The sequence below is a fragment of the Pseudomonas sp. LBUM1651 genome (genome assembly GCF_059716135.1).
The window spans coordinates 3,729,757-3,751,670 of record NZ_CP166805.1; the positions used below are offsets into that span (position 1 = coordinate 3,729,757).

The 21,914-nt window shown below is 57.4% G+C and carries 27 protein-coding genes; 14 read left to right on the forward strand and 13 right to left on the reverse strand.

Annotated features, from left to right (window positions below; all coding sequences use genetic code 11):
* Positions 1 to 109 precede the first annotated feature (109 nt).
* The 3 genes from ACA066_RS17315 to ACA066_RS17325 all read right to left on the reverse strand — a co-directional run bounded on the left by ACA066_RS17315 (position 110) and on the right by ACA066_RS17325 (position 1,873).
* Positions 110 to 679 carry a YceI family protein gene (locus tag ACA066_RS17315; protein WP_497695909.1) on the reverse strand — a complete coding sequence of 190 codons (570 nt, stop codon included), beginning with the start codon at positions 677 to 679 and terminating at the stop codon, positions 110 to 112.
* Between the two features lie 217 nt (positions 680 to 896).
* Complete coding sequence (locus ACA066_RS17320) at positions 897 to 1,349, reverse strand: Ohr family peroxiredoxin (RefSeq protein ID WP_497695910.1); 453 nt, start codon at positions 1,347 to 1,349, stop codon at positions 897 to 899.
* A 71-nt stretch (positions 1,350 to 1,420) separates the two neighbouring features.
* Positions 1,421 to 1,873 (reverse strand): Ohr family peroxiredoxin, encoded by a 453-nt coding sequence (locus ACA066_RS17325; protein ID WP_497695911.1) that lies wholly within the window; start codon positions 1,871 to 1,873, stop codon positions 1,421 to 1,423.
* A 279-nt stretch (positions 1,874 to 2,152) separates the two neighbouring features.
* Between ACA066_RS17325 and ACA066_RS17330 the strand changes: the two genes are divergently transcribed.
* Genes ACA066_RS17330 through phnE form a run of 4 tightly spaced genes read left to right on the forward strand, consistent with a single transcriptional unit; the run spans position 2,153 to position 5,383 of the window.
* A complete protein-coding gene (locus ACA066_RS17330; protein ID WP_497695912.1) occupies positions 2,153 to 3,004 on the forward strand; it encodes a putative selenate ABC transporter substrate-binding protein in 852 nt (283 codons plus the stop codon).
* Complete coding sequence (locus ACA066_RS17335) at positions 3,001 to 3,798, forward strand: phosphonate ABC transporter ATP-binding protein (RefSeq protein WP_497695913.1); 798 nt, start codon at positions 3,001 to 3,003, stop codon at positions 3,796 to 3,798. Before ACA066_RS17330 ends, ACA066_RS17335 begins: the two co-directional genes overlap by 4 nt.
* Positions 3,792 to 4,619 carry a PhnE/PtxC family ABC transporter permease gene (locus tag ACA066_RS17340; protein WP_497695914.1) on the forward strand — a complete coding sequence of 276 codons (828 nt, stop codon included), beginning with the start codon at positions 3,792 to 3,794 and terminating at the stop codon, positions 4,617 to 4,619. Before ACA066_RS17335 ends, ACA066_RS17340 begins: the two co-directional genes overlap by 7 nt.
* A complete protein-coding gene (phnE, locus tag ACA066_RS17345; protein ID WP_497695915.1) occupies positions 4,616 to 5,383 on the forward strand; it encodes a phosphonate ABC transporter, permease protein PhnE in 768 nt (255 codons plus the stop codon). Before ACA066_RS17340 ends, phnE begins: the two co-directional genes overlap by 4 nt.
* Before the next feature lie 17 nt (positions 5,384 to 5,400).
* Here phnE and cydB read toward each other — a convergent pair whose 3' ends face one another.
* The 5 genes from cydB to ACA066_RS17370 all read right to left on the reverse strand — a co-directional run bounded on the left by cydB (position 5,401) and on the right by ACA066_RS17370 (position 11,507).
* A complete protein-coding gene (cydB, locus tag ACA066_RS17350) occupies positions 5,401 to 6,399 on the reverse strand; it encodes a cytochrome d ubiquinol oxidase subunit II (protein ID WP_497695916.1) in 999 nt (332 codons plus the stop codon).
* Positions 6,399 to 7,775 carry a cytochrome ubiquinol oxidase subunit I gene (locus ACA066_RS17355; RefSeq protein WP_497695917.1) on the reverse strand — a complete coding sequence of 459 codons (1,377 nt, stop codon included), beginning with the start codon at positions 7,773 to 7,775 and terminating at the stop codon, positions 6,399 to 6,401. Before ACA066_RS17355 ends, cydB begins: the two co-directional genes overlap by 1 nt.
* Positions 7,776 to 7,945: 170 nt before the next feature.
* Positions 7,946 to 8,641 carry a phosphoribosyltransferase gene (locus ACA066_RS17360; RefSeq protein WP_497695918.1) on the reverse strand — a complete coding sequence of 232 codons (696 nt, stop codon included), beginning with the start codon at positions 8,639 to 8,641 and terminating at the stop codon, positions 7,946 to 7,948.
* A gap of 213 nt (positions 8,642 to 8,854) precedes the next feature.
* Complete coding sequence (locus tag ACA066_RS17365) at positions 8,855 to 9,502, reverse strand: hypothetical protein (RefSeq protein ID WP_497695919.1); 648 nt, start codon at positions 9,500 to 9,502, stop codon at positions 8,855 to 8,857.
* A 646-nt stretch (positions 9,503 to 10,148) separates the two neighbouring features.
* A complete protein-coding gene (locus ACA066_RS17370) occupies positions 10,149 to 11,507 on the reverse strand; it encodes an MATE family efflux transporter (RefSeq protein ID WP_497695920.1) in 1,359 nt (452 codons plus the stop codon).
* Positions 11,508 to 11,947: 440 nt separating this feature from the next.
* Between ACA066_RS17370 and ACA066_RS17375 the strand changes: the two genes are divergently transcribed.
* Positions 11,948 to 12,220, forward strand: a complete 273-nt coding sequence (locus ACA066_RS17375) for a hypothetical protein (protein WP_497695921.1) — start codon at positions 11,948 to 11,950, stop codon at positions 12,218 to 12,220.
* 69 nt (positions 12,221 to 12,289) lie between these two features.
* Here ACA066_RS17375 and ACA066_RS17380 read toward each other — a convergent pair whose 3' ends face one another.
* From ACA066_RS17380 to ACA066_RS17390, 3 genes are read right to left on the reverse strand one after another with little or no spacing between them, the layout of a single operon-like run.
* The gene (locus tag ACA066_RS17380) at positions 12,290 to 12,577 is read right to left on the reverse strand and encodes a hypothetical protein (RefSeq protein WP_497695922.1); all 288 of its coding nucleotides are present in this window, start codon (positions 12,575 to 12,577) and stop codon (positions 12,290 to 12,292) included.
* The gene (locus ACA066_RS17385; RefSeq protein ID WP_497695923.1) at positions 12,574 to 13,296 is read right to left on the reverse strand and encodes a peptidoglycan recognition protein family protein; all 723 of its coding nucleotides are present in this window, start codon (positions 13,294 to 13,296) and stop codon (positions 12,574 to 12,576) included. The genes ACA066_RS17380 and ACA066_RS17385 overlap by 4 nt, the downstream gene beginning before the upstream one ends.
* Entirely contained in the window at positions 13,296 to 13,835 is a 540-nt protein-coding gene (locus tag ACA066_RS17390; RefSeq protein WP_497695924.1) for a PAAR domain-containing protein, read from the reverse strand. Before ACA066_RS17390 ends, ACA066_RS17385 begins: the two co-directional genes overlap by 1 nt.
* A gap of 460 nt (positions 13,836 to 14,295) precedes the next feature.
* Here ACA066_RS17390 and ACA066_RS17395 point away from each other — a divergent pair, with 460 nt between their 5' ends.
* The 4 genes from ACA066_RS17395 to ACA066_RS17410 all read left to right on the forward strand — a co-directional run bounded on the left by ACA066_RS17395 (position 14,296) and on the right by ACA066_RS17410 (position 16,576).
* The gene (locus ACA066_RS17395; protein WP_497695925.1) at positions 14,296 to 14,568 is read left to right on the forward strand and encodes a hypothetical protein; all 273 of its coding nucleotides are present in this window, start codon (positions 14,296 to 14,298) and stop codon (positions 14,566 to 14,568) included.
* A gap of 310 nt (positions 14,569 to 14,878) precedes the next feature.
* The gene (locus ACA066_RS17400) at positions 14,879 to 15,424 is read left to right on the forward strand and encodes a PAAR domain-containing protein (protein WP_497695926.1); all 546 of its coding nucleotides are present in this window, start codon (positions 14,879 to 14,881) and stop codon (positions 15,422 to 15,424) included.
* A 10-nt stretch (positions 15,425 to 15,434) separates the two neighbouring features.
* The gene (locus ACA066_RS17405) at positions 15,435 to 16,229 is read left to right on the forward strand and encodes a hypothetical protein (RefSeq protein WP_497695927.1); all 795 of its coding nucleotides are present in this window, start codon (positions 15,435 to 15,437) and stop codon (positions 16,227 to 16,229) included.
* Positions 16,226 to 16,576 (forward strand): DUF7079 family protein, encoded by a 351-nt coding sequence (locus ACA066_RS17410; protein WP_497699901.1) that lies wholly within the window; start codon positions 16,226 to 16,228, stop codon positions 16,574 to 16,576. The genes ACA066_RS17405 and ACA066_RS17410 overlap by 4 nt, the downstream gene beginning before the upstream one ends.
* A 71-nt stretch (positions 16,577 to 16,647) precedes the next feature.
* Here the strand turns inward: ACA066_RS17410 and ACA066_RS17415 are convergent, their stop codons facing one another.
* Positions 16,648 to 17,061: a winged helix-turn-helix transcriptional regulator gene (locus ACA066_RS17415; RefSeq protein WP_497699902.1), complete on the reverse strand. Its 414-nt coding sequence runs from the start codon at positions 17,059 to 17,061 to the stop codon at positions 16,648 to 16,650.
* Positions 17,062 to 17,160: 99 nt separating this feature from the next.
* Here ACA066_RS17415 and ACA066_RS17420 point away from each other — a divergent pair, with 99 nt between their 5' ends.
* From ACA066_RS17420 to ACA066_RS17430, 3 genes are all read left to right on the forward strand, one after another.
* The gene (locus tag ACA066_RS17420; protein WP_497699903.1) at positions 17,161 to 18,081 is read left to right on the forward strand and encodes an aromatic alcohol reductase; all 921 of its coding nucleotides are present in this window, start codon (positions 17,161 to 17,163) and stop codon (positions 18,079 to 18,081) included.
* Positions 18,082 to 18,263: 182 nt separating this feature from the next.
* A complete protein-coding gene (locus ACA066_RS17425; RefSeq protein WP_497695928.1) occupies positions 18,264 to 19,397 on the forward strand; it encodes an aminotransferase class V-fold PLP-dependent enzyme in 1,134 nt (377 codons plus the stop codon).
* Between the two features lie 229 nt (positions 19,398 to 19,626).
* Complete coding sequence (locus ACA066_RS17430; protein ID WP_497695929.1) at positions 19,627 to 19,935, forward strand: hypothetical protein; 309 nt, start codon at positions 19,627 to 19,629, stop codon at positions 19,933 to 19,935.
* Between the two features lie 111 nt (positions 19,936 to 20,046).
* On the opposite strand, the gene ACA066_RS17435 is transcribed toward ACA066_RS17430, so the two are convergent.
* Positions 20,047 to 20,361: a DCC1-like thiol-disulfide oxidoreductase family protein gene (locus ACA066_RS17435; RefSeq protein WP_497699904.1), complete on the reverse strand. Its 315-nt coding sequence runs from the start codon at positions 20,359 to 20,361 to the stop codon at positions 20,047 to 20,049.
* 207 nt (positions 20,362 to 20,568) lie between these two features.
* Here ACA066_RS17435 and ACA066_RS17440 point away from each other — a divergent pair, with 207 nt between their 5' ends.
* Entirely contained in the window at positions 20,569 to 21,120 is a 552-nt protein-coding gene (locus ACA066_RS17440; RefSeq protein ID WP_497695930.1) for a chalcone isomerase family protein, read from the forward strand.
* Positions 21,121 to 21,139: 19 nt separating this feature from the next.
* Positions 21,140 to 21,664 (forward strand): DUF3833 domain-containing protein, encoded by a 525-nt coding sequence (locus ACA066_RS17445; protein ID WP_497695931.1) that lies wholly within the window; start codon positions 21,140 to 21,142, stop codon positions 21,662 to 21,664.
* Positions 21,665 to 21,914: the final 250 nt, after the last annotated feature.

Here is a 21,914-nt window from a genome sequence, read left to right on the forward strand (position 1 = left end):
AGGCCCACTGTGGGAGCGAGCCTGCTCGCGAAGAGGCCAGAAGCAACAACACTAAACCGTGGCTTTGAAACCATGACAAGGCAAGCGACTTAAAGCCGCGACGTGCACCCTATTGCTGCGGCGCAACCATGCGGAAGCGGATGTTGATATCGTCGGAAACCACCGTGTCCGCCCACTCGCCCTCGCCTATTTTGAAATCGCTGCGTTTGAGCGTCAGCTGGCCATCGAAGATGCCGATGGCGTTCTCGGCCTTCAACTGCACGGGCACTTTCACCACGCGGGTGATGCCCCTGAGTGTGAGTTTGCCGGTGATCGAGTAGCGGTTGTTACCCAATGATTTCACACCGGTCGACTCAAACGTCGCCACCGGCGAGTTCGCAATGTCGAACCAGGCTGGCTTTTTCAATTCTTCGTTGGCGTCACTGCTGCCGGCATCGATGCTGTCGAGCTGGATCGTGAGCAAGGCGTGGGCCGCTGAAGGGTTTGCGGTGTCGAAATCCAGCGTGCCTTCGAATTTGCGGAACGTGCCATAGACCCGCGAACTGAACTGGTTGTAAGTGAACGAAAGCGTGCTGGCGGTCGCATTGACGTTTTTGTACTCGACGGCATCGGCGCAAGACAAGGCGCCGAAGGTGAGCGCGACCACCCATGCGGCGAAAGGCGGAAATCGAGGATTCATGGGACTCTCCGGGCGGGGCTCCCGTTTGCATTGAGGGCTGCACGCGCAGGCCAGCCACAGGTGGACTAAAGCAAAGATCCACCGTTTATGCCACTGGCAACAATGCCCGTCTGATTCCATCGGTTTGATCCGGTTGTTGCGCAGTTTCACCACCGGCTTTTGCAATGGCGTGAACTCGTCCGGCACCAGCCCCGTGGTGCCGGCGAGTTCTGTTGCATCACTCGGTGATGACGTTCAGTGCCACATCGATGTTGCCGCGGGTGGCTTTCGAGTACGGGCAGATCTGGTCGGCAGTGTGCGCCAGCTTCGTTGCGATCTCGTTTGACAGGCCCGGTACGCGCAGGGTCAATCGAGCCTGCAGGAAGTACGCCTGGCCGGTCTGGCCCAGATCGACTTCGATCTCCACTGCCGTATCCACCGGCAGTGTCACGTTCAGGTCCTTGGCCACCAGTCCGACGGCGGCGGTGTAGCAGGCGGACCAGGCGCCGGCGAACAATTGCTCGGCGGTCGGGTGCGGCTGGGTGTTGGAGAACACGTGTGCCGGTGTGGCGCTGCCAGGCGACGACAGCACGATGTCGAGGCTCCCGCTATGACCGCGCGAGGTCTTGCCGGCGGCGCTGACGGTGGTGTGGGTTTTGCCGGTGGCCAGTACTTTTTCGATCTTGCTCATGATGATTACCTTAAGATATTTTTGCGTATGCGCTGTTATCGCACGCGATATTTGTGAGATTAAAAAAAGACTTAAACAGTGATGACGTTCAGCGCCACGTCGATGTTGCCGCGGGTCGCTTTCGAGTACGGGCAGATCTGATCGGCAGTGTGCGCCAGCGTCGTCGCGATCTCGTGCGACAGGCCCGGTACACGCAGCGTCAGTCGAGCTTGAAGGAAGTACTCCGCACCGCCCTGCCCCAGGTCGACTTCGATGTCGACCGACAGATCCGCCGGCAGCACCACGTTCAAGTCATTCGCCACCAGACCGACCGCTGCGGTGTAGCAAGCCGACCATGCACCGGCGAACAGTTGCTCGGCAGTCGGGTGTGGCTGGGTCGCGGCGAATACGTGGGCCGGCTTGGCATTGCCCGGCGTCGACAGGGTGATGTCGAGGGTGCCGTTATGGCCGCGGGACGTGTTGCCGGCAGCGCTGGCAGTGGTGTGGGTTTTGCCGGTGGCCAGGACTTTTTCGATCTTGCTCATGGGGTGAATCCTCTACGGTGCAATGGGTTTGATTTCTTGTCGCGTTCGATTGTGTCGTGTACGATGTATTAATATTCACTCAGAGACGCATCGGTGTCAATAGGTTATCGTGCACCTCGTCGACGAACGGTAGTTACCTCATCTGCCACCGCCGATTCCGCGGCATGCTTGTACCGGGGCCAAAAGCAACCAGCCTCGCCGCGTTTCGTCTAACCTCACAAAGCGCCTGGTCGTGGGCGGCGCCGCGATCGTGTTTCGTTAATGCACCGGAGAATTTCCATGTTCAAGCGTACCCTTGCATTGACTGCCGGCCTGGCCCTGTCTTTTTGCACCCTGCTGTCGCAGGCCGCCGACACCCTGAAGGTCAGCGCGATTCCCGATGAAGCGCCCACCGAACTGCTGCGTAAATTCAAGCCGCTGGGCGCCTATCTGGAACAGCAATTGGGCATGAAGGTCGAGTTCGTGCCCGTCAGCGATTACCCGGCCGTGGTCGAGGCGCTGGCCACCGACCGGATCGACCTGGCCTGGCTGGGCGGCTTCACGTTCGTGCAGGCACGCCTGAAAACCGGCAACGCGATTCCACTGGTACAACGCGAACAGGATGCCCAGTTCACCAGCAAGTTCATCACCGCCGACCCCGCCGTCAAATCCCTCGCCGACCTCAAGGGCAAGACCTTTGCCTTCGGCTCGGTGTCCTCGACATCGGGCAGTCTCATGCCGCGCTATTTCATGCTGAAGGACGGTATCAAACCGGAAACCTACTTCAGCCGCGTTGGCTACTCCGGCGCCCATGACGCCACGGTCGCGTGGGTCCAGGCCGGCAAGGTGGACGCCGGGGTGCTGAACGCCAGCGTGTGGGAAAAACTGGTCGCGGCCGGCAAGGTCGACACCAACAAGGTCAAAGTGTTTGCGACCACCCCCGCCTACTTCGACTACAACTGGACGGTACGCGGGACCCTCGACCCGGCGCTGGCGGCCAAGATAAAAGCCGCGTTCCTCGCACTTGATCCGGCGAATCCGAAGGACAAGGAGATTCTGGATTTGCAGGCCGCCAGCCGATTCATCGAAACCAATCCTGAAAACTACAAGGGCATCGAGGAAGCCGCACGCGCCGCCGAACTGCTCAAATGACGTTGCATCTGACCCAGGTCAGCCTGACCCACGCCAACGGCGTTCAGGCGCTGCGTGGCGTGGACCTGCACATCGAGGCCCGCGAACAGGTCGCCATTATCGGTCCGTCCGGCGCGGGCAAGTCGAGCCTGCTCAACCTGCTGGCCACCGCCCTGCGACCGGGCGACGGTGAGCTGCAGGTGCTCGGCGAACACGCCTGGCAACTGTCGGCCGGTCAGCGTCAGCGCCTTCGCGCGCGCATCGGTTTGATCCATCAATCGCCGCCCTTGCCACCGCGCCAGCGTGTGGTCACGGCGGTTCTGGCCGGCAAGCTGGGTCAATGGGGTTTGGGCAAGAGTCTGCTGAATTTGCTGTATCCGCTGGATATTCCGGGGGCGCGCGCAGCCTTGTCCAGGCTGGACCTGAGCGACAAACTGTTTACCCAATGCCAGCAGTTGTCCGGGGGACAGTTGCAGCGCGTGGGCATTGCCCGGGTGTTGTATCAAGCGCCCGAGGTGTTGCTGGCCGATGAGCCGGTGTCGGCCATGGACCCGGTGCTGGCCGAGCACACGCTGTCGGTGCTCTGCCGCCATGCCCGGGAGCACAACGTCACGCTGGTCGCCAGCCTGCACGCGGTGGAGCTGGCCCTGGCGCATTTTTCGCGGATCATCGGCCTGCGTGACGGGCAGATTCTGTTCGACCTGCCGGCCAATGCCGTCGACCGCGAGCGGCTCGACACACTTTACGCCAATGAACAGTTGGAACGTTCGCCGGTGCCCCCCGCTCACTTGAGTGTGCAGATTCCCCGATGCTGACGTCCGGCACCCGCGATCCCGCTGCCCTGCCGCGCCTGCTGCTCAGCCTGCTGGCCATCGCCCTGCTGTGGCCGGGCATCCGCTACAGCGAGCTGGACCTCAGTGTGCTGATCGCGAGTGACAGCCAGAGTGAAATGGGCCGGTTCGTGTCCGCCTTCTGGCCACCGGCCCATGACGCAGCGTTCATCGAGCTGTTGTGGCAAGCCACCCTGCAAACCCTGGCCATCGCCACGGCGGGCATGGCCCTGGCGTTGCTGTTGGCGATTCCCGCCAGCCTGTTGGCCAGTCGAGCACTGTCGTTGTCTGCGGCGTCTCGTGCGGGTCGCCCGAACTACTGGGGCCAACTGCTGCGCTGGCCGGTGCGCGGGCTGCTGATTTTCCTGCGCAGCGTGCCGGAAATCGTCTGGGCCTTGTTGTTCGTGCGCGCCGTCGGCCTTGGCCCGACCGCCGGGGTGCTGGCGATTGCCATTACCTACAGCGGCATGCTGGGCAAGGTCTACGCAGAAATTTTCGAATCGGTTGATCAACGCCCGGCCCATGCGCTGCTGCAGTCCGGCAGTGGTCGGCTCGCGGCCTTTTGCTACGGGATCCTGCCCAATGTCGCGGCGGAATTGCTGTCGTACACGGTGTATCGCTGGGAATGCGCGATCCGCGCCTCGGTGGTGATGGGCTTTGTCGGCGCCGGCGGGCTGGGTCAGCAGATGGACCTGTCGTTACGCATGTTCGCCGGCGGTGAAGTGGCCAGTCTGTTACTGACGTTCCTGGTGCTGGTGCTGCTCGCCGATCAACTCAGCCGCCTGCTGCGCTGGAGGCTGGCATGAATCGCCTGTTCAACCTCGCGCTGCTGCTCGGCATCGGCGCCGCCGTCATCGCCTCGTTCATCTACCTCGGCATCGACCTCGGCGAACTCGGCAGCACCGGCAACCTGAACCAGATGGGCGCTTATGCGCAGCGCTTTCTCAGCCCGGACCTGAGCCCGAATCATCTGCAAGCCATCGCCCATGGCGCCCTGGAAACCATCGCCATGTCCGCCCTCGGCACCCTGCTCGCGGCGGTGTTCGGTTTGCTGTTGGCATTGCCCGCGGCCGGGCGTTTCGGTTGGCCGTTGCAGAGCGCATCGCGGCTGGTGCTCAACGCGTTGCGCGCGGTGCCGGAACTGGTGTGGGCCGCGCTGATGGTGCTCGCCGCCGGTCTCGGCCCCAACGCCGGCACACTGGCCTTGGCGCTGCACACCACCGGCGTGCTCGGCCGGCTGTTCGCCGAAGCGCTGGAAAACACCCCGCCCGAACCGGCCGACGCCATCCGTTTGCAGGGTGGCAACGCCGTGTGGGCATTCTGTTATGGCACCCTGCCCAACCTGTTGCCACAGCTGCTGGCGTACATTTTGTACCGCTGGGAAAACAACATCCGCATGGCCAGTGTGCTCGGCTTCGTCGGCGCCGGTGGCCTGGGGCAAATGCTCTATGTCAGCCTCAGCCTGTTTCAGGAAGCGCAAGCCAGCACGGTGATTCTGGCGATGCTGATCCTGGTCTTCGCCGTCGATACCTTGAGCAGCTGGAGTCGGCAACGCTGGGTCAAGGCCTGACGGCCCAAACCCGATGGTCAATCACGCACCGCACGCACCTTGCCGCTGAAGACGCTGAAGCCGTAGGTGTTGTAGATCAGCGTCACCGGTATCAACACGGCGAAACCGATCAACATGAACACCTGACTGGTCGGGCTGGAAGCGGCCGCGTGCAAGGTCAGATGCGGTGGAACGATCAGCGGATAGAGCGCCACGATCATCAAGGCAAACGCCAACACGAAAACGCCCAACGCCGCGAACAGTGGCAGCGCATGACGACGACTTCGAAACCCCAGCACAAAGCCGATCAGCAGCGCGATGAGCAACGTCGCGGCCGGCATCCACACCCGCCAATCTGAAAGCCGTTGCGCATAGCGAGTGTCCAGTGTCGCAGTCCAGGCAACCAACACGATCAACAACATCACAGTCACCAAGGCCAACGCCTTCGCCTGAATAGCCGATCGCCGCTGGAGTTCGTCTTCAGTGCGCCAATAAAGCCAACAGGCGCCCAGCCACGTGTAGCCCACCACAAGCACGGCGCCACAAAACAGTGGAAACACACCCCGCCACTCCGAGCCGTCACCGCTGTACTGCCCGGCGTGTTCAGGTATGCCTTGAACCAGCGTGCCCAGGACCACCCCCTGAGTTGCACCGGCCAGCACCGAACCGCACATCAGCAAGCCATCGACCGCGCGCTTGATTCCGGCATTGGGCGCGTAGTCCCGAAACTCCAACGCGACCGCTCGCAGAATCAACGCCAAAAACATCAGGATAAAAGGCAAATAAAGCGCGGGCAGCAGGATGGCGTACGCCAACGGAAACAACGCCAGCAGGCCGCCGCCTCCCAGCACGAGCCACGTTTCGTTGGCGTCCCAGATCGGCAGGATCGTCACCGCCATGGTACGGCGATGCCGGCTGCCTCGCGTAATGCCCATCAGCACCCCGACGCCGAGATCAGTGCCATCCAGCAGCACATAATTCATGACCGAGAACGCCAGAGCCGCCCCGGATAGCAGTGTTATCCAGTCATTGTCCATCAGGATTCACCTGTCTCGTCCGCCAGGGTCGGCTGCGGCCCAGGCTCGTCCTCGTGCGGTGGCTCTCGCAGTATTCGAAGCAGCACCCACAGCCCGATGCCGAATATCAGCAGGTAAAACATCAGAATCAACCAGGTCGAGCCGACCACCTGCTGTCGAGACACCGACGACACACTGTCCGCCGTGCGCAGCAATCCATAGACGGTAAAGGGTTGCCGGCCCACCTCGGTCACGACCCAGCCACTGAGCATTGCGAGAAATCCCGCCGGGGCCATTAGCACACACACCCGCAGCATCCAACGCGCGGCGTACAACCGACCTCGCCAGCGCAACACCAGACTGGTCAGCCCCTGCCCCACCATCAACAGACCCAGGCCGACCATGAAGCGAAAAGCGAAAAACACCACCGGCACCGGCGGAATGTCCGCAGGCGGGAACTCATCCAGCGCGGCGATGGTGCCACTCAGGTCATGCGTCAAATACAGCGAACCGATACGCGGAATCGCCACTTCCCAATGATTGCGCCGCTCCGCCATGTCCGGAATGGCAAACAAACGTAGCGGTTCGCCCGCGCCCTCCGGCGGACGCGTCCACGAACCTTCGATGGCCGCGACCTTCTGTGGTTGCACCTTGAGGCTGTGCTGACCATGAAGGTCACCCACCACGATTTGCAGGGGCGTCAGCACGACAATTGTCCACAGCGCCATGGAAAATTGCAGACGCGCTCGCGGGTTGTGCGGCGCCCTCAACAGTTGCCAGGCGCTGGCACCGGCCACCAGCGTCGCCGTGCCGAGCAACGCGGCCAACGTCATGTGCGCCAGCCGATAAGGAAACGACGGATTGAAAATGATCGCCCACCAATTCTCGGCCATGAAGCGGCCATCCGCGCCTATGGCGTAACCGGCGGGTGTCTGCATCCAGGAATTGGCCGACAGGATCCAGAACGCGCTGATCAACGAGCCGAGGGCCACCGCGCAGGTGGCGAAAAAATGCAGACGAGGGCCGACCTTTTTCAGGCCGAACAGCATGATGCCGAGGAAGCCCGCCTCCAGAAAAAACGCCGCCAGCACTTCGTAGAACATCAACGGGCCGAGGATATCGCCTGCCTGAGTCGAGAGCCGCGACCAATTGAGCCCGAACTGGTACTCCAGAATCAGACCCGACGCCGTGCCCACCGCCACGTTGAGGGCAAATATTTTCAGCCAGTAAAGGTAAACATCCAGATAGATTTTTCGGCCACGCCACAGCCAAAGCGCTTCAAGCACCATCAGAAAGTTGGCCAGACCGATCGTGAGCGCGGCCAGCACAATATGAAAACTGATGGTGATCGCAAACTGCGCGCGTGCCGCCATCAGCGCCGAATCAACCGCGTCCATGCGGGTCCTGATGCTCGCGTGCCTTGATGGAAATGCGGCAGCTGCTAGACATGATAATTGTCCGAGGGTGGGCTTACTGGTTGACCCCTTCGATTCTGGTCCATTCCATGAACCTTGCCAGCGTTGGATCGCGGTTTTTCTCCAATGAATGAACGGCTGTTTGCACGTTGTCACTCCTGACCGGAGCCCTGCCCGGCGAGGTTGGCCTCTTTCAGCCAGGCCCGCTGCAACAGCCTGATGACTTCGGCATCCGCAGTCTGGGAAAAATCCATGTACCAATGCCCGATCGACATGAACCATTCGGCGGTAATCGGGCACACCAACTCATCCACCTCACTGCGCAGCGCCTCCGCCGTCTCAACCGGCGCCACTGGCACCGCAACGACAAGGCGCGCCGGCGTATGCACCCGCACCGCGTGAATCGCCGCCATCATTGACGCGCCTGTCGCCAGCCCATCGTCGATCAGAATCACCACCTGATCCTTGAGCTGCACCGGCGCGCGCGTTCCCCGGTAAGCCTGCTCGCGACGCGACAACTCCCTGGTTTCCCGAGCGACCACCGCATCGAACGCCGCCTTATCAATCGGGTGCGCCCGCAGCGCGTGTTCATTGAGGATTTGAATACCGCCGCTGGCAATCGCCCCCATCGCCAGTTCCTGATGGGTCGGAACGCCAAGTTTGCGCACCAGCATCAGGTCGAGGCGTACGTCCAGCGCCGACGCCACTTCATAAGCCACCGGCACACCGCCACGGGGCAACGCGAGAACGATGACATCGGGGCGATGCGCGTACTTGAGCAACGGCGCCACCAGCCGCCGACCGGCAGCGGCGCGGTCTTGCAGAATGGTGGGCGATGAAGGATTCATGTTGAAAACCTCCCCAGGCGATCACGCCTGTCGGTTTGCATCACAGCCACTCAAGATTGTCAGTCCGAAGGTGGCCGACAGCAAGTCCGCCCGATCGCGAAAACAAACTGAAGACTGCCGCAACTTTTGACGCAAATAAAAAGAGCCACCCTGTTACAGGTGGCCCTCTTTTTAAAACCGGCGATATCCGGGAAGTTCAGCCAAGGCTAAAGCCTAGCAAGCACTCGCAACGGTCCGCTGCGGCACCACAGCGTAGTGCTGTTGTTTCACTCGTTGAGTCAATGCCAGCATTGTCAGGAAACCCAGTGCAATCAACAGCGGATACGCCATCAACAGTTCAGAGAGTGAATACTTCCAGGCCAACGGGCGTCCGACGCCCAGCAGGGCGGCATACATCCAGGACACTGCCGACAGCGAACCGCAAAACAGCGCCAGCATCCGTGCGCTAAACCCGAGCTTGAGCAGCGAGCCTGCCTTTTGCATTGCCGGCAATACCAGGCGGTGCAACAAAATGCCGTTGTAAGTCAACAACATGACAATGATCACTTTGGCCTGAAGCTTTGGATTCTTAAAGTATTCCATTCCTTTTTCCAGGTAATCAATACCCACAATTGCGATACCGGTGAACCACAATGCAATCAATGCAACGACGACAGACGTTTGAAGACTTTCCAGATGAGCATTATCGTGCTCCGACAATACTTTACCCTTCAACAAATTCTTAACCATGGCAATATCACTGGTCAACACCAGACCAATGGCAACACAACAGGCGACCAAGTGCGCATAAACAACACCCAACCGCACAAACTCCATACATTCTTTATTTTCGATCACACTCATGATTGTATTTATTGTCACGGTAGTATCTCCAACTGTTTCTACAGTTCAGACCATTAGTTTGACGGGGCATTAATCAAGTTAAAAACCCTGTGCGGTCCGACTGATTCAAGACAAGCCAAATCATAGACCTGGCACGGCTGAACCGATTGATTTGCCTGGCAAACAAGCAACCGGCTAGGTGTTGGCTCCTGAATTTCGGGTAAAAAAATCCTCATTTGCAATCAATGCATATGAGGTTCAGTTTCCACTTCTTTTCTGCGCTTGCAGGAGCAGGTCATGGTGACGTGCTGGAGTATCTGAGGGCATCGAAGCTCAAATGTTCATTTTTTGAGCAGACTACCGACAAACGGTTAGTTCAGATGATGCAATTCATCTAGATGGAAAATCTCTAACTTCCCTGAAAGCCGCGCACTAACTGGCCTGGTAAATTAGATAAGGCTTGAGATCCTTCTATTGGATCCATTAGTTGTTATGTCACTAACGAAAAGTGCAATAGAGATCCAATCGTATCCAGAACTAATAAAGTCATACTTATTATGTTTCATGATTGAAACACCGGGATCCAATCTACACCAAAAAGTTTGTAATACAGCACCTGCAAAACCTACATCCCATTGTGGCGAGCGAGCTTGCTCGCGCTGGGCTGCGCAGCAGCCCCATCCGCTTACACCAACCGCTCAATCTTCTGATGCTGCCAAACCATCTTGTAATACGCCGTCTGCAACACCAGCATCCCCAGATACGCCACCGGAAACGCCATCCACACACCCTGCAACCCGAACTGCCCGTCCAGCACATACGCCACCGGCAACTGCACGCCCACCACACACACAATCGAAATCGCCATCGGTACCAACACCGTGCCGCTAGCGCGCATGATCCCACCGATGATCGCCTGGAAGCCAAACAGCAGCAGACTCCACAGCATGATGTGCAACAGATGCTCCGCCTTCGCCCGAGTCAAATCATCCGTCAGAAACAACCCAAGCAACCAGTGCGACAACGCGTAACCCAACACCACCAACCCACCGGTCAGGCACACGTTAATCAAAAGCCCCGTTCGCAGAATCGGCCCGATCCGCTCAACCCGCCCCGCCCCAATCGCCTGCGCCCCAAGAATCGACGCCGTGATCGCAATCGACAACGCCGGAAACTGCACGTAATTGACGATCTGCGTCACCGCCCCATACGCCGCCGTCGCCTGCGAACCGTGCTGATTCACCAGCGCCAGAATCACCAACTCCGACACCGACAACACCACCATCTGCAACCCGGTCGGCAAACCGATGCGCAACACCTTGCCGAGAATCACCCGATCCAGCCGCATCGCTGCAAACATCTCCCGATCCGGCGCCAACGGATGCCCCTTACTGATCAACCGCCACGCCAGCCACCCCATCGCCGACAAATTCCCCACCAACCCCGCATACGCCGCACTCTGAATCCCCAACATCGGCAACCCGAACCACCCGCGAATCAATGCCGGCGTCAGCGCCAACCCGATGCAGGTCGACACAACCAACGCAATCAGCGGCGATACCGTATCGCTCACCCCGCGCAGCAACTGGGTGAACAGGACGTAGACCAACAGCGACGGCATGATCCACATCATCACGTGGGCGTAGGACACGGCGTCGTCGAGTACGTCGGCCGGGGTTCCCAAACCCTGCAACGCGGGCCTCGCGAATACACTGCCCAATACCGCCGCTGTCAGGCCGATGATTGCGCCCAGCAGCAAGGTGGTGGCGGCGATGGTTTTCACCAAGTGTGGTTCGCGGGCGCCCCAGGCTTGGCCGATGAGCACGCCAGCACCCGCGCCGAGGCCGATGACCAGGGCGATGAAGAAGAAGACGATGGGGAACATGCCGGAAACGGCCGCCAGGGCTTGGGTGCCGAGCATTTGGCCGATGTAGATGCTGTTGACGGTGCCCGACATGGATTGGAGGAAATTGGAGAGGACCATGGGGGCGAGGAAAAGGAGGTAGGTTTTCCAGAGGGGGTGTTGGGTGGTGGGGGTTTGCATTGGGGTGGAGGTCCGTCTCGACTGCGGGGTTTGGATTCTAGAGGATAGCGTTAGCTGGGATGAACAAGTTGGATGAATGTTTTGGCGTTAATTCGATCAATTCAGCAACGTTGATTATTGGTCCTAGGACGCCATAAAAACTCCTACACAAACCTCGGAATGCGTCACCTTCCCCGCTGTTCTGATGAGGCTTATAGTCGGCCCCGTCGCCCAAAATGGCGATACGGGTTTGGCGACCCGAGATACGAATGCGAGGGCCGCCTGCTCATTTGCAGGCGTCGTCGCAACTGCAAAACCGCTGTACTATGGCGGTTGCGCGCGGGAGACCTTCGGGTCTGCCGGTTACTCGTTCCCGGTTCGCCAACCTGCGCGCAACTGCCACCCTATTCTTTTGGCGACGATCTGTTGGCGGTTTCCTCTAACTGAACGAGATCTCACCTATGGAAAGATACATGCCCCTCACCGGAATCGACCTGATCCCGGCCTCCCTGCTCATCGACACCCAAGCTCCACTCGACGTTCTGCAAGCTGCGGCTGATCACCGCATCCGCACGGTTACGCAGGTATTGGAAAACATCGCCTACCGCGCCGAGCTTGGTTGCGACACAGTGGTGTTGAAGGACTTTTCTCAGCTGCTGGCTATTCCGTTGCGCGATGGTTGTGACTTGATGGATGTGATCGGTCGGCGATTGCTGGCGCAGGTTAAGGAGTGAATGAAAACGGGCGCTACAAGCGCCCGTTTTTGTCGCTGGATCTGACCACCATCGTTTCCCAACCGCTGATTATTTTTTTCTACAAATTTCAACGTCGTCCTGAGTCTCTAACGCCGTGTCGATTCCTAATCTGTATCTGCAGTAATCGATAATCCACTTCCGCTCCTCCTCCGTAAGGCGCTCTACTCTCCGGATCTCTCCATCATTGGCGTGGATGTTGTAGAACTTCATCTGAACAGTCGGGTGTTTTTTGATAAACAGAATGGTCTCGATGTCACCATCTTCAAGCGCTTCGTAGTACCCGACGTAGAGCACGGCCAGCACCAAAAGCATCGCTGCGATTAACAGCTTTTTCATGGCTGTGGCGCCGGTGGAGGTAACAGCTGGGTTTTCGCCCTGATATTTTTGACCAATTCCATTCCGATGTTACCGGGACAGATTTTTCCTTCGGAAGCCTGTCCTGGGTACTCCCTGTGACCACCAAAGTGCTTGATGACGAACACACTTTTCAATGCGTCAATCAAGTGCATCAACGCGTCAATTTGCGCAGCTGGTATCACGTTGGTTGTGCTGTAGCCGATGCTGTCGAGGGCTACACGCCCCTTCGCGACCCAGTCGCCCCCCTCTTCCGGCGTCGTCAGGTTTTCCAGCAGGACAACGCCAATAAGGCCAGTGTTGTATTTCAGAACACTTGAGCCCTGAAACCTGATGTCACGTCCTTCGAGTATCTGCCCGGTGCAATCGATCCCGTAGTGATAGCCGATATCGTCATACTTCTGGCTCAGATGGCCTTTTTGAATCTCCTGCATCTGCTCCGCGCCTGGTGTGCAGCTATGACTGCGACCGGCGTGGTGCAGCGCAATCATGGAGTAGTCCCAATCCATGACCATCTCCGGTTTGCCTTTCACAGCTCCCCAAGACGAGCGCTCGACAAACGTCGCACTCAACGACTGAACCTTTTTGATAATTGCCTCACGTGTGGCAGCTCGGTCATTCACGGAAATCGGGATCGGGCACATAAACTCGCCAGGTTTTATTTCTTGCGCGGTCGCCTGCGTTGCAAAGTTGGCAGCCATTATTGTTTCTCCGATAACTCGTGAAGCGTTCGCGCGGGGGCGTTGAATTTGATGTGAAGCGAAATTTTGGCGTCCGGGGTCGGCGTCTTGATGTGGGCAATGCCATCAACGTCGGTTACGCCAGTGGTCTCCACACCATTGACTGTTGCGACATAGTCACGAAAGGGCAAAGGATTGCCCGTCACGCTGTCGGTGACGCTAAAGGATTGTCCGTAAACTTTCTGAATGGCGAGAGGCACGGGAGGGATGAAAGGTACGGGGGTATGCGAATCGCCAATGATTACGGTACCAGAGCCGCCAATCACGATGTCTCCGTGGCTTCCCGCAGTATCGATCAGCGCGGCATTTCTACCATTGATGAACACAGTCATCGCAACGCCCGAAACCAGCGCGCTGCCGCATGTGCAGGTGTCACCTTTGCGGGCGGCTGCGAGGCCATCAAAAAACACATCAGAGGACCCGGAGGCAATGGCTTTGGCGCCATGTCCGGGCATAGGGCAAGTAGTCGGATCGGTAACGCGTGCGGCCGTCTTAGCCATGCATGACTCCCTGTCAGCGATTAAAACGATGGAAGACTTTATCAGAGGTGCCTTGGAAGAAGACGCACTAATTTTGCCGCTGCTAGCTCAGAGGAGGTGAATCATTCACAGGGCTAATTAATCGGGGCTGGTGTAACGGTCCTAGGACGGCATAAAAATTCCTACACAAACCTCGGAATCCCTCACCTTCCCCGCCGTTCTGATGAAGCTTATAGTCCGATCCGTCGCCCAAAATGGCGATTCAGGTTTGGCGACCTGATCGGTCGGATGCAAAAGCGCTGTGCTTTAATGCAGTCGCTTTTGCATGCCCGCAAAGTTGTCTTTATGGCAGCTGTGCGCGGGAGACCTTCGGGTCTGCCGGTATCCCGATCCCGGTTCGCCAACCTGCGTACAGCTGTCACCCATTCGTTTGGCGACGATTGAAGGACAGTCAACCTTTGCCTTGATCGGAGTTTCACCTATGGAAAGATACATGCCCCTCACCGGAATCGACCTGATCCCGGCCTCCCTGCTCATCGATACCCAAGCTCCACTCGACGTTCTCCAAGCCGCCGCTGATTACCGTATTCGCACAGTCACTCAGGTGCTCGAAAACATCGCCTTTCGCGCCGAGCTTGGTTGCGACACAGTAGTGCTTAAGGACTTTTCTCATCTGCTGGCTATTCCGTTGCGCGATGGCTGTGACTTGATGGATGTGATCGGTCGACGATTGCGGGCGCAGACGAAGGAGTGAATGAAAACGGGCGCTGAAGGCGTCCTTTTTTTGATCAATGTCTAGTCCTGAAATCGGTTTACACCTGTTTCACCCCAACGCCCGATGCATCGCATCGGGCGTTTTGTATTTCAGAGACAGGAACATTCGACAGAGAGCTCCTGACACCGGTTTGATTGACATTACTGGTTTTCAAAGTGCAGATGCAGCCAGATTCCAAGCAAGCGAAATAGCGGAACAAACCAGCCAAGTGTGCTTGTGTGCGTGGGCCATCTATCAGAGCAAGTCTGATACAGTCGGGTCTAGTTAATTCGTTGACAGGAAGTCAAGCATGGCAAAGCCAGCCGCACGCATCACCGACCCCACCAGCTGTCCCATGTCTGGGCACGGCCCCAAAGCTATCGCCTCCGGATCCCCCGACGTGTTCTTCGATAGTCTTGCCGCCGCCCGGAAAGATGACACTTGCACATGCGGCAGCGCTTTAGCCTCGGCGGTGTCAGCCACTGTGTTCATCAACGGCAAAAATGCCGCAATGGTCGGCACGGTCGCTACTCACGGAGACGTCGTGGTCGGTGGGTCGGGTACGATCATCATCGGTGACTCCCATACGCCGACACCGTTCACGGCTCCTGTTCCCATGACCATTCATGGCAACTGGATCGGTTTTAAGATTCCGACCGCCGAGAGCTATGAAGGGCTTTCCTGCGTTGCACACTTCGAAGACGGATCGGTGATGCAAGGCATGTTTGATGCAAAGAACACCGTCAAATTTTCAAACCCCACAGGCAAGACCTGTACCGCAATCGATTACGGCATCGAAGACGCCTCCGACAGCGCTTCGATCCTCGAATCCATCCTCAGTACAATCCAGAGATAAGGATCATCTCGTGACGGAACCCATGCTCATTACGGGCAGCTACATCTTGAAAAGAGAGCATGATTTACATAGCTCACCTTTGGAAATGGCGATTGCGGGCATGGAAGGTGCGGCGGCACGTTTCGCCACTGACGCGATCAAGGACGCCAATACTCGCTTGAAGTACCAAAGCAAGATTAAAGAAATGTCTCGCCTGGTTGAAGCCGAGGTGTTGGCGGGTAACGTTAGCGCTAAGGACGGCGTGGCGTACTGCCAAGAAATGCGTAATAACATTATGAATGAGCATCGGAAGTTTACATCTGCTCAAGGTGTTGCCGTTGCGCAATATATCAAGCTCAACGGGCCGACCCTACAAACCACCCTGGATAAGTACGCCCACTCGCTCTACAAGAAAAATTTTGATCTTTTAACCGATGTGGAAAAACCCAAAGTTCATTACCTGATTTTGAAAAAATCTGGCGTGGATAACGCCAATGTTACTCGTGGCACCAAGAGAATGAATGTGACGGGAAAGGTCGCGTGGATCGTTACCGCAGCCTTTGCCGCCTCGGAAATTTACGAGGCCGACAATAAAACCAAGGAAGCCGGACGCCAAGGAATCATTCTGGGTGGTGGCGCAGCCGGTGGGGCGTTGGCAGGCCTGAGCGTTTCAATCCTGTGCGGCCCTGCTGCGCCAATTTGCGCCATCGCAGTTGTAGTCGCAGTTGTAGTCGCAGGTGGTATTGCGGGCGGCATTCTTGGCGACTACGTCGCTGACAGTCTTGACGAAGAACTGGAGGAGTTTTTGACATGGGACGTTCAATGACTGACGAGGAACGTTCCTATGTGTACTGGGCTTTGTCCGACGCGTTTGTCGATACTGAAGTTGACTACGAAGCCATCGCACGCCAAACCGAAGATTACGACCCGGAAGAAGTCAAAAGAATTCTTTATCATGAAGTTGCACCTGTCTGTCATACAAACCTTGAGACAGTAATTCCCATGATATGGTCTGCCTTCAACTTTGAGAACTTAAACACAAATATAAAAAATACGTTGCAAGCCAGAAAAAACAGCTATTTTCGACGACAGAAAGACAAATTATTAATTCGCTGGCTTGAGTTTAGATATAACTATATTTGGAGAGAGATATCCAAAAACTATCGCAAGTAAACTTGCACCTTTCCGTCCACACCCATTAGCCGTTCTCAAGTCAAGGTTAATGGGTGTCCCCTTTTCTTTTTTTATGCCTCACCAGATCTGTTCTCAGCATCAAACCGCACCCGCGCAGCACGAAAACCATCCGCATTTTCCAATAGCCAAGTCCACAGCGGCACCATACGCGCCAAAAAACTACGCCCCAGCGGTGTCAGCTCATAATCAACCCTCGGCGGCACCTCGCCGTGATCGAAACGCACAATCAATCCGTCACGTTCCAGTTGCCTCAGACTGCGGGTGAGCATGCGTTGCGTGACGCCCTGCAAGCGCCGGCCGATTTCGGCGTGGCGCAATTTTCCCGTGCAGCCCAGGGTATGGACGATACCCAGCGACCAGCGATTGCCCGCATGGGTCAGCACTTCGCGCTTGAGTCCGTCGTCCTCGGCGCTGAGCGCATCGCACGCGGCTTGGGACTGGCGGATCACCTCTTCTTCACTCATTTCGTCATGCGGTATCACGCGTGTGCCTTCTTCTGAACGTTCGCCAAGGGTGACAGGATAGGAAAACAATCATTGCCGATCATTCATTGGGAGTTGTCGATGCACCCGCTCAATCCTGCAAAAACCGAAAACATTCTGGTATTAGGTGCCGGCGAGCTTGGCATGGCCGTACTGCGCGAGCTGGCCGCTCGGCCGGAGGCTCGCGTCACGGTGATGCTGCGACCGTCGGCCATCGATACCATGTCCGCGCATAAACGCCAAACGCTCGAAGAACTGGACACGCTGGGTATCGAGGTGCTGCCGGGCGATGTGGTGAACGATTCCATAGAGCAGCTTGCCGCGCGGTTTAGCGGTTTCGATACGCTGGTCAGTTGCCTCGGTTTCGTCGCCGGTCGCGGGACGCAAGTCAAACTTGCCCGCGCCGCGTTGCAGTCGGATGTGAAGCGGTATGTGCCGTGGCAGTTCGGCGTGGACTACGACGTGATTGGTCGGGGCAGCTCGCAAGATCTGTTTGACGAGCAACTGGACGTGCGTGAGTTGCTGCGTGCTCAATCGCGGTTGCAATGGCTGATCATTTCGACCGGCATGTTCACCAGTTTCCTGTTCGAGCCCGCGTTCGGCGTGGTCGATCTGGCGCAGAACACCGTACGCGCCTTGGGCAGTTGGAACACCGCCGTGACGGTCACCACGCCGGAGGACATCGGCCGGCTGACCGCCGTTATTCTGTTCGATCCGGTGCTGGTGAATCGGGTTGTCTACATCACCGGTGACACCCTCACCTACGGGCAATTGGCCGACACCGTCGACCGCGTGCTGAGCCGCACGGTCGAGCGTGTCGAATGGACAGTGCCCGCGCTCATGGCCGATCTGGCCGCCGCACCCGATAATCCGACGCGCAAGTACCGGGCGGTGTTCGCCGAGGGCAAAGGTGTCGCCTGGGACAAGGCGCAGAGTTACAACGCCGAACGGCAAATCGAAACCACCAACGTTGCACAGTGGATCGAGCAGCATTTGCTCTGATCGCGGAGCTTTTCTGGATACAGCAAGGGGGTAAATAAATACGGATTCTTGATGCGCTCAGTAATCGACCTGATATGCCAGCCGCTCGACAGAAGTCGCATTTCAATCCCGAGCATTCTTGTCATTTGCCAAGGCTTAAGGCAGGGTCGATACCACTGAGATCTCTGCCAAGGAGTCACCCCATGTCAAAGCTATATCCCAGTATCGATCCCGAAGGGCTGGTCGAGTACTCGGTGGTCTACACCGACCGCTCGCTCAACCACATGTCGCAGTCGTTTCAAGGCGTGATGAAGAACATTTCCAGGACCCTGAAACAGGTCTACAACGCCCAGGCTGTTGCGGTGGTCCCGGGCAGCGGCACATTCGGCATGGAAGCGGTGGCGCGACAGTTTGCCACCGACCAGCAATGCCTGGTGATACGCAACGGCTGGTTCAGTTATCGCTGGAGCCAGATCCTTGAGATGGGCAACATCCCGGCGGCCACCACGGTGCTGAAAGCCCGACCGGTCGACACGGGTCGCCAGGCTGCCTACGCCCCACCCCCTCTGGACGAAGTGCTGGCAGCCATTCAGGCGCAGAAGCCGCAGATTGTTTTCGCCCCCCACGTTGAAACCTCATCAGGGATTATCCTGCCCGACGAGTACCTGCGGGCCGTCGGCGACGCCGTGCATGCGGTGGGTGGCCTGTTCGTGCTGGACTGCATCGCCTCAGGCACGCTTTGGGTTGATATGCAGAAATGCGCAGTCGACCTGCTGATCAGCGCACCGCAGAAAGGCTGGAGCGCCTCCCCTTGCTGCGCCCTGGTCATGCTCAGTTCTTTGGCTCTCGAGCGCATCGAACAGACGCAGAGCAGCAGCTTCGCCTGCGATCTGAAAAAGTGGCTTCAGATCATGCAGGCCTACGAACAGGGCGGACATGCCTACCATGCGACCATGCCCAGCGATTCCCTCGCGCGATTTAACGAAGTGATGAAAGAGACGCAAGCCTACGGTTTCGACAAGGTCCGCGACGAACAGCAGGCTCTGGGCGATCGGGTGCGCGCAATGTTGACCGGCAAAGGCATCAAAAGCGTGGCCGCAGCCGGCTTTCAGGCCCCTGGCGTAGTGGTGAGCTACACCGATGACGCCGACATCAAGAGCGGTAAGAAATTTGCCAACCACGGCCTACAGATCGCCGCCGGAGTGCCGTTGCAATGCGACGAGCCGGCCGATTTCCAGACCTTCCGCATCGGTCTGTTCGGACTCGAAAAGCTGCACAATATCGAGCGCACGGTCAGCACCCTCGAGCGGGCACTGGACGAGGTGATGGTTAGCTAAGCCGGCAGAAATCGGCCCACAGCAGACGGTCACGACCGACCGCTTATGGCCGATTTCTGCCTATTGCAAACGGTCGCAACGACCCTCAGCTGCCCTTCGCGGCAGGGAGATACCGGTCGAGAACTGCCCTTGGGGTCTAAGATAAATCGGGTGTACTTCACCGATCGCTTGCGGATCAATCAGGCTTCGGTCTGTGCTTGGCGACTGCATAAATCGACAGGGACAGGACATGAGAAAATATATGGTTTTGTTATTGGTTGGCGCCGCAGGTATTGCTCAGGCGCAATCCATGTGCACTTACCCATGGTATCAATCGATCGATAAGAAACTGCACGCAGCCGATGCGCAAGGGCATGGGCCGGATATAGGCTCTGACGAATGGAAATCGGTGATCGAGTTCAAGTTAGGGGTTCGCGGTGGGGCAAATGTCCCTGAACGAAGCTCCGAACAGTGGTGCCAGTACATTGATCAGCAGACCAATGCGATGCAGCCGACTGGGGACGGCCTTCATCGGTTTTATGGCGGCTCTCGGAGATGATTTCTCCCGGGAACGTTTGTTGGAGGAGACTTCTCCATCATAGCGGGAGTGAAAATGTGCTGAACGACAGATTATTGGGTTTGAACCAGCAAATCGCAAAAGCTACCGCTGCTATGCGATGCAAACTCGTGGCGTCTGATACTGATCATTGCTGATGTCAACAAATCGCAGCCGGGCGTCTATGGCGCGCCGCCGCAGGAACTTTATTTTCCGAGTGCAGAGCGGGCATTCACCGTCAAAGTGAAGCGTGAGTGGCCACTGCTTTTTGTTGTACATGTCCGATAAATTTGTATATGCCTTGTGCAAGATAGGCCTAAAAAGCCAACGGACAATGGCCACTTCAGCACCTTTTTCTGACCTCCAGATCACCAGGCGACGCTGCCGGCTCATTAACGCGTGCCGAAGCCAACCCCTGGCACCCCTCATTGGTGGAATATTTTCGTCAAAGTGTGCCTCGCGCTCGCCTCTTTTTTTCGGTGCAGATGGCGTTCGAATGCATGGCAATCAAGTCATTTGACCGGGGCTGTGCTGTCTGTTTTTGTGGGTGCAGTCGAGTTTGAGACATTAGCTGTACAAAATAAGAATTTGGTATAACTTTTAAAGGCGCCTTTTGAGTCATATCGAGGGCTTTGCATGACTAGGCAGACGGGCCGCTTAATCCGCCACGCTATCTGTTTTGTTCTGATGCTCCAGAGCGCAGAACTATTTGCTGATTGGCGCGAATCTATTCCCAATGCTCGTCGGCTGGGTTACGGGGAGATGCGCGTATTCGGGTTTTCCGTTTATAGCGCGCAGTTCTGGAGCTCACGCCTCATTGCCGGTGAAACGCTGGATGCGGATGTGCCTTTTGCGCTGGAGCTGACCTACAGTCGCGCTATTAGTCGCGATGATCTGGTTGAGGCCAGCATCAAGGAAATCCGTCGCCTGTCGCCCAACACGCTGAATTCAGAGCTGATGGCCCGCTGGGAGTCGGAGATGTTTCAGGCGTTTGTCGATGTGCGTGCCGGTGACCGCATCACCGGAGTTTATATGCCTGGAGAGGGCGCACGTTTTTACGTCGGTGAGAACCTTCAGCATGTGGTGAGAGATGTTGCGTTCGCCAAAGCCTTTTTTGCTATATGGCTTGACCCCCGAACACGCAACCCGGAGCTGCGCGCCCAATTGCTGGGTGCAGCTAAACCCTGAGACCGTTGAGGAAATGCACATGTTGAAGATAGGGGTACTGCTGCTTTGCATTGGCCTTGCAAGTTGCAGCCGGGTGGATGTGCAAACCTACAGCCAGGAGACGCCCACGCTTGAGTTGCGAGAATTCTTCGAGGGTCGGGTTGAAGCCTGGGGTATGTTTCAAAAGCGTTCTGGCGTGGTCACCAAGCGCTTCCACGTGGAGATCAATGGCCACTCCGAAGGTAGCAGGCTGATACTCGACGAATCATTTACGTACAGCGACGGTACTAAGCAAAAACGAGTGTGGACGTTAACCCCGGTTGGCTCCAGTCAATGGCGCGGAACTACTGGCGACGTGGTCGGCGAGGCGCTTGGTGAAGTGGCAGGCAATACACTGCGCTGGAGATATGTGCTGAGCCTACCGGTGGATGGCAAGGAGTATCAGGTTCAGTTAGACGACTGGATGTACCTTATGGACAAGAACACTATGATCAATCGCTCGTTCATGACCAAGTTCGGGGTGGAGGTAGGCCAGATCACCTTGTTCTTCCGCAAGCAGCCTTGATTCAAAAACAGACTGCGCCATGCAGACGCATCGCGAAGTGCGCCAGCCGGGGTTTCATCATGGAGATTGCACGACGGCCCCGGAACTGTTGGTTGTCAGGAACTTCGCTATTTGTTGTGGGGTACGGCAAGTGGCCGCTTTTGGCCGATTGTGTTGAAAAAGTCGGTCCTTCCAGACTGCCCGCGCACTGACTGCTGAAAATGCCTTTTTTTGCGCGCAGCTACGCGAAATCTGAGCACGGAATCCTCTG

What these genes read in the sequence shown, in the direction of transcription:
- ACA066_RS17400 (WP_497695926.1), top strand. Translation starts at nt 14,879, where the DNA reads ATGGCAAAGCCAGCCGCACGCATCACCGACCCCACCAGCTGTCCCATG.
- ACA066_RS17315 (WP_497695909.1), bottom strand. Translation starts at nt 679, where the DNA reads ATGAATCCTCGATTTCCGCCTTTCGCCGCATGGGTGGTCGCGCTCACC.
- ACA066_RS17335 (WP_497695913.1), top strand. Translation starts at nt 3,001, where the DNA reads ATGACGTTGCATCTGACCCAGGTCAGCCTGACCCACGCCAACGGCGTT.
- ACA066_RS17430 (WP_497695929.1), top strand. Translation starts at nt 19,627, where the DNA reads ATGAGAAAATATATGGTTTTGTTATTGGTTGGCGCCGCAGGTATTGCT.
- ACA066_RS17355 (WP_497695917.1), bottom strand. Translation starts at nt 7,775, where the DNA reads ATGGACGCGGTTGATTCGGCGCTGATGGCGGCACGCGCGCAGTTTGCG.
- ACA066_RS17360 (WP_497695918.1), bottom strand. Translation starts at nt 8,641, where the DNA reads ATGAATCCTTCATCGCCCACCATTCTGCAAGACCGCGCCGCTGCCGGT.
- cydB (WP_497695916.1), bottom strand. Translation starts at nt 6,399, where the DNA reads ATGGACAATGACTGGATAACACTGCTATCCGGGGCGGCTCTGGCGTTC.
- ACA066_RS17395 (WP_497695925.1), top strand. Translation starts at nt 14,296, where the DNA reads ATGGAAAGATACATGCCCCTCACCGGAATCGACCTGATCCCGGCCTCC.
- ACA066_RS17440 (WP_497695930.1), top strand. Translation starts at nt 20,569, where the DNA reads ATGACTAGGCAGACGGGCCGCTTAATCCGCCACGCTATCTGTTTTGTT.
- ACA066_RS17340 (WP_497695914.1), top strand. Translation starts at nt 3,792, where the DNA reads ATGCTGACGTCCGGCACCCGCGATCCCGCTGCCCTGCCGCGCCTGCTG.
- ACA066_RS17380 (WP_497695922.1), bottom strand. Translation starts at nt 12,577, where the DNA reads ATGAAAAAGCTGTTAATCGCAGCGATGCTTTTGGTGCTGGCCGTGCTC.
- ACA066_RS17435 (WP_497699904.1), bottom strand. Translation starts at nt 20,361, where the DNA reads ATGAGGGGTGCCAGGGGTTGGCTTCGGCACGCGTTAATGAGCCGGCAG.
- ACA066_RS17420 (WP_497699903.1), top strand. Translation starts at nt 17,161, where the DNA reads ATGCACCCGCTCAATCCTGCAAAAACCGAAAACATTCTGGTATTAGGT.
- ACA066_RS17375 (WP_497695921.1), top strand. Translation starts at nt 11,948, where the DNA reads ATGGAAAGATACATGCCCCTCACCGGAATCGACCTGATCCCGGCCTCC.
- ACA066_RS17385 (WP_497695923.1), bottom strand. Translation starts at nt 13,296, where the DNA reads ATGGCTGCCAACTTTGCAACGCAGGCGACCGCGCAAGAAATAAAACCT.
- ACA066_RS17390 (WP_497695924.1), bottom strand. Translation starts at nt 13,835, where the DNA reads ATGGCTAAGACGGCCGCACGCGTTACCGATCCGACTACTTGCCCTATG.
- ACA066_RS17370 (WP_497695920.1), bottom strand. Translation starts at nt 11,507, where the DNA reads ATGCAAACCCCCACCACCCAACACCCCCTCTGGAAAACCTACCTCCTT.
- ACA066_RS17330 (WP_497695912.1), top strand. Translation starts at nt 2,153, where the DNA reads ATGTTCAAGCGTACCCTTGCATTGACTGCCGGCCTGGCCCTGTCTTTT.
- ACA066_RS17320 (WP_497695910.1), bottom strand. Translation starts at nt 1,349, where the DNA reads ATGAGCAAGATCGAAAAAGTACTGGCCACCGGCAAAACCCACACCACC.
- ACA066_RS17415 (WP_497699902.1), bottom strand. Translation starts at nt 17,061, where the DNA reads ATGAGTGAAGAAGAGGTGATCCGCCAGTCCCAAGCCGCGTGCGATGCG.
- phnE (WP_497695915.1), top strand. Translation starts at nt 4,616, where the DNA reads ATGAATCGCCTGTTCAACCTCGCGCTGCTGCTCGGCATCGGCGCCGCC.
- ACA066_RS17325 (WP_497695911.1), bottom strand. Translation starts at nt 1,873, where the DNA reads ATGAGCAAGATCGAAAAAGTCCTGGCCACCGGCAAAACCCACACCACT.
- ACA066_RS17445 (WP_497695931.1), top strand. Translation starts at nt 21,140, where the DNA reads ATGTTGAAGATAGGGGTACTGCTGCTTTGCATTGGCCTTGCAAGTTGC.
- ACA066_RS17410 (WP_497699901.1), top strand. Translation starts at nt 16,226, where the DNA reads ATGACTGACGAGGAACGTTCCTATGTGTACTGGGCTTTGTCCGACGCG.
- ACA066_RS17425 (WP_497695928.1), top strand. Translation starts at nt 18,264, where the DNA reads ATGTCAAAGCTATATCCCAGTATCGATCCCGAAGGGCTGGTCGAGTAC.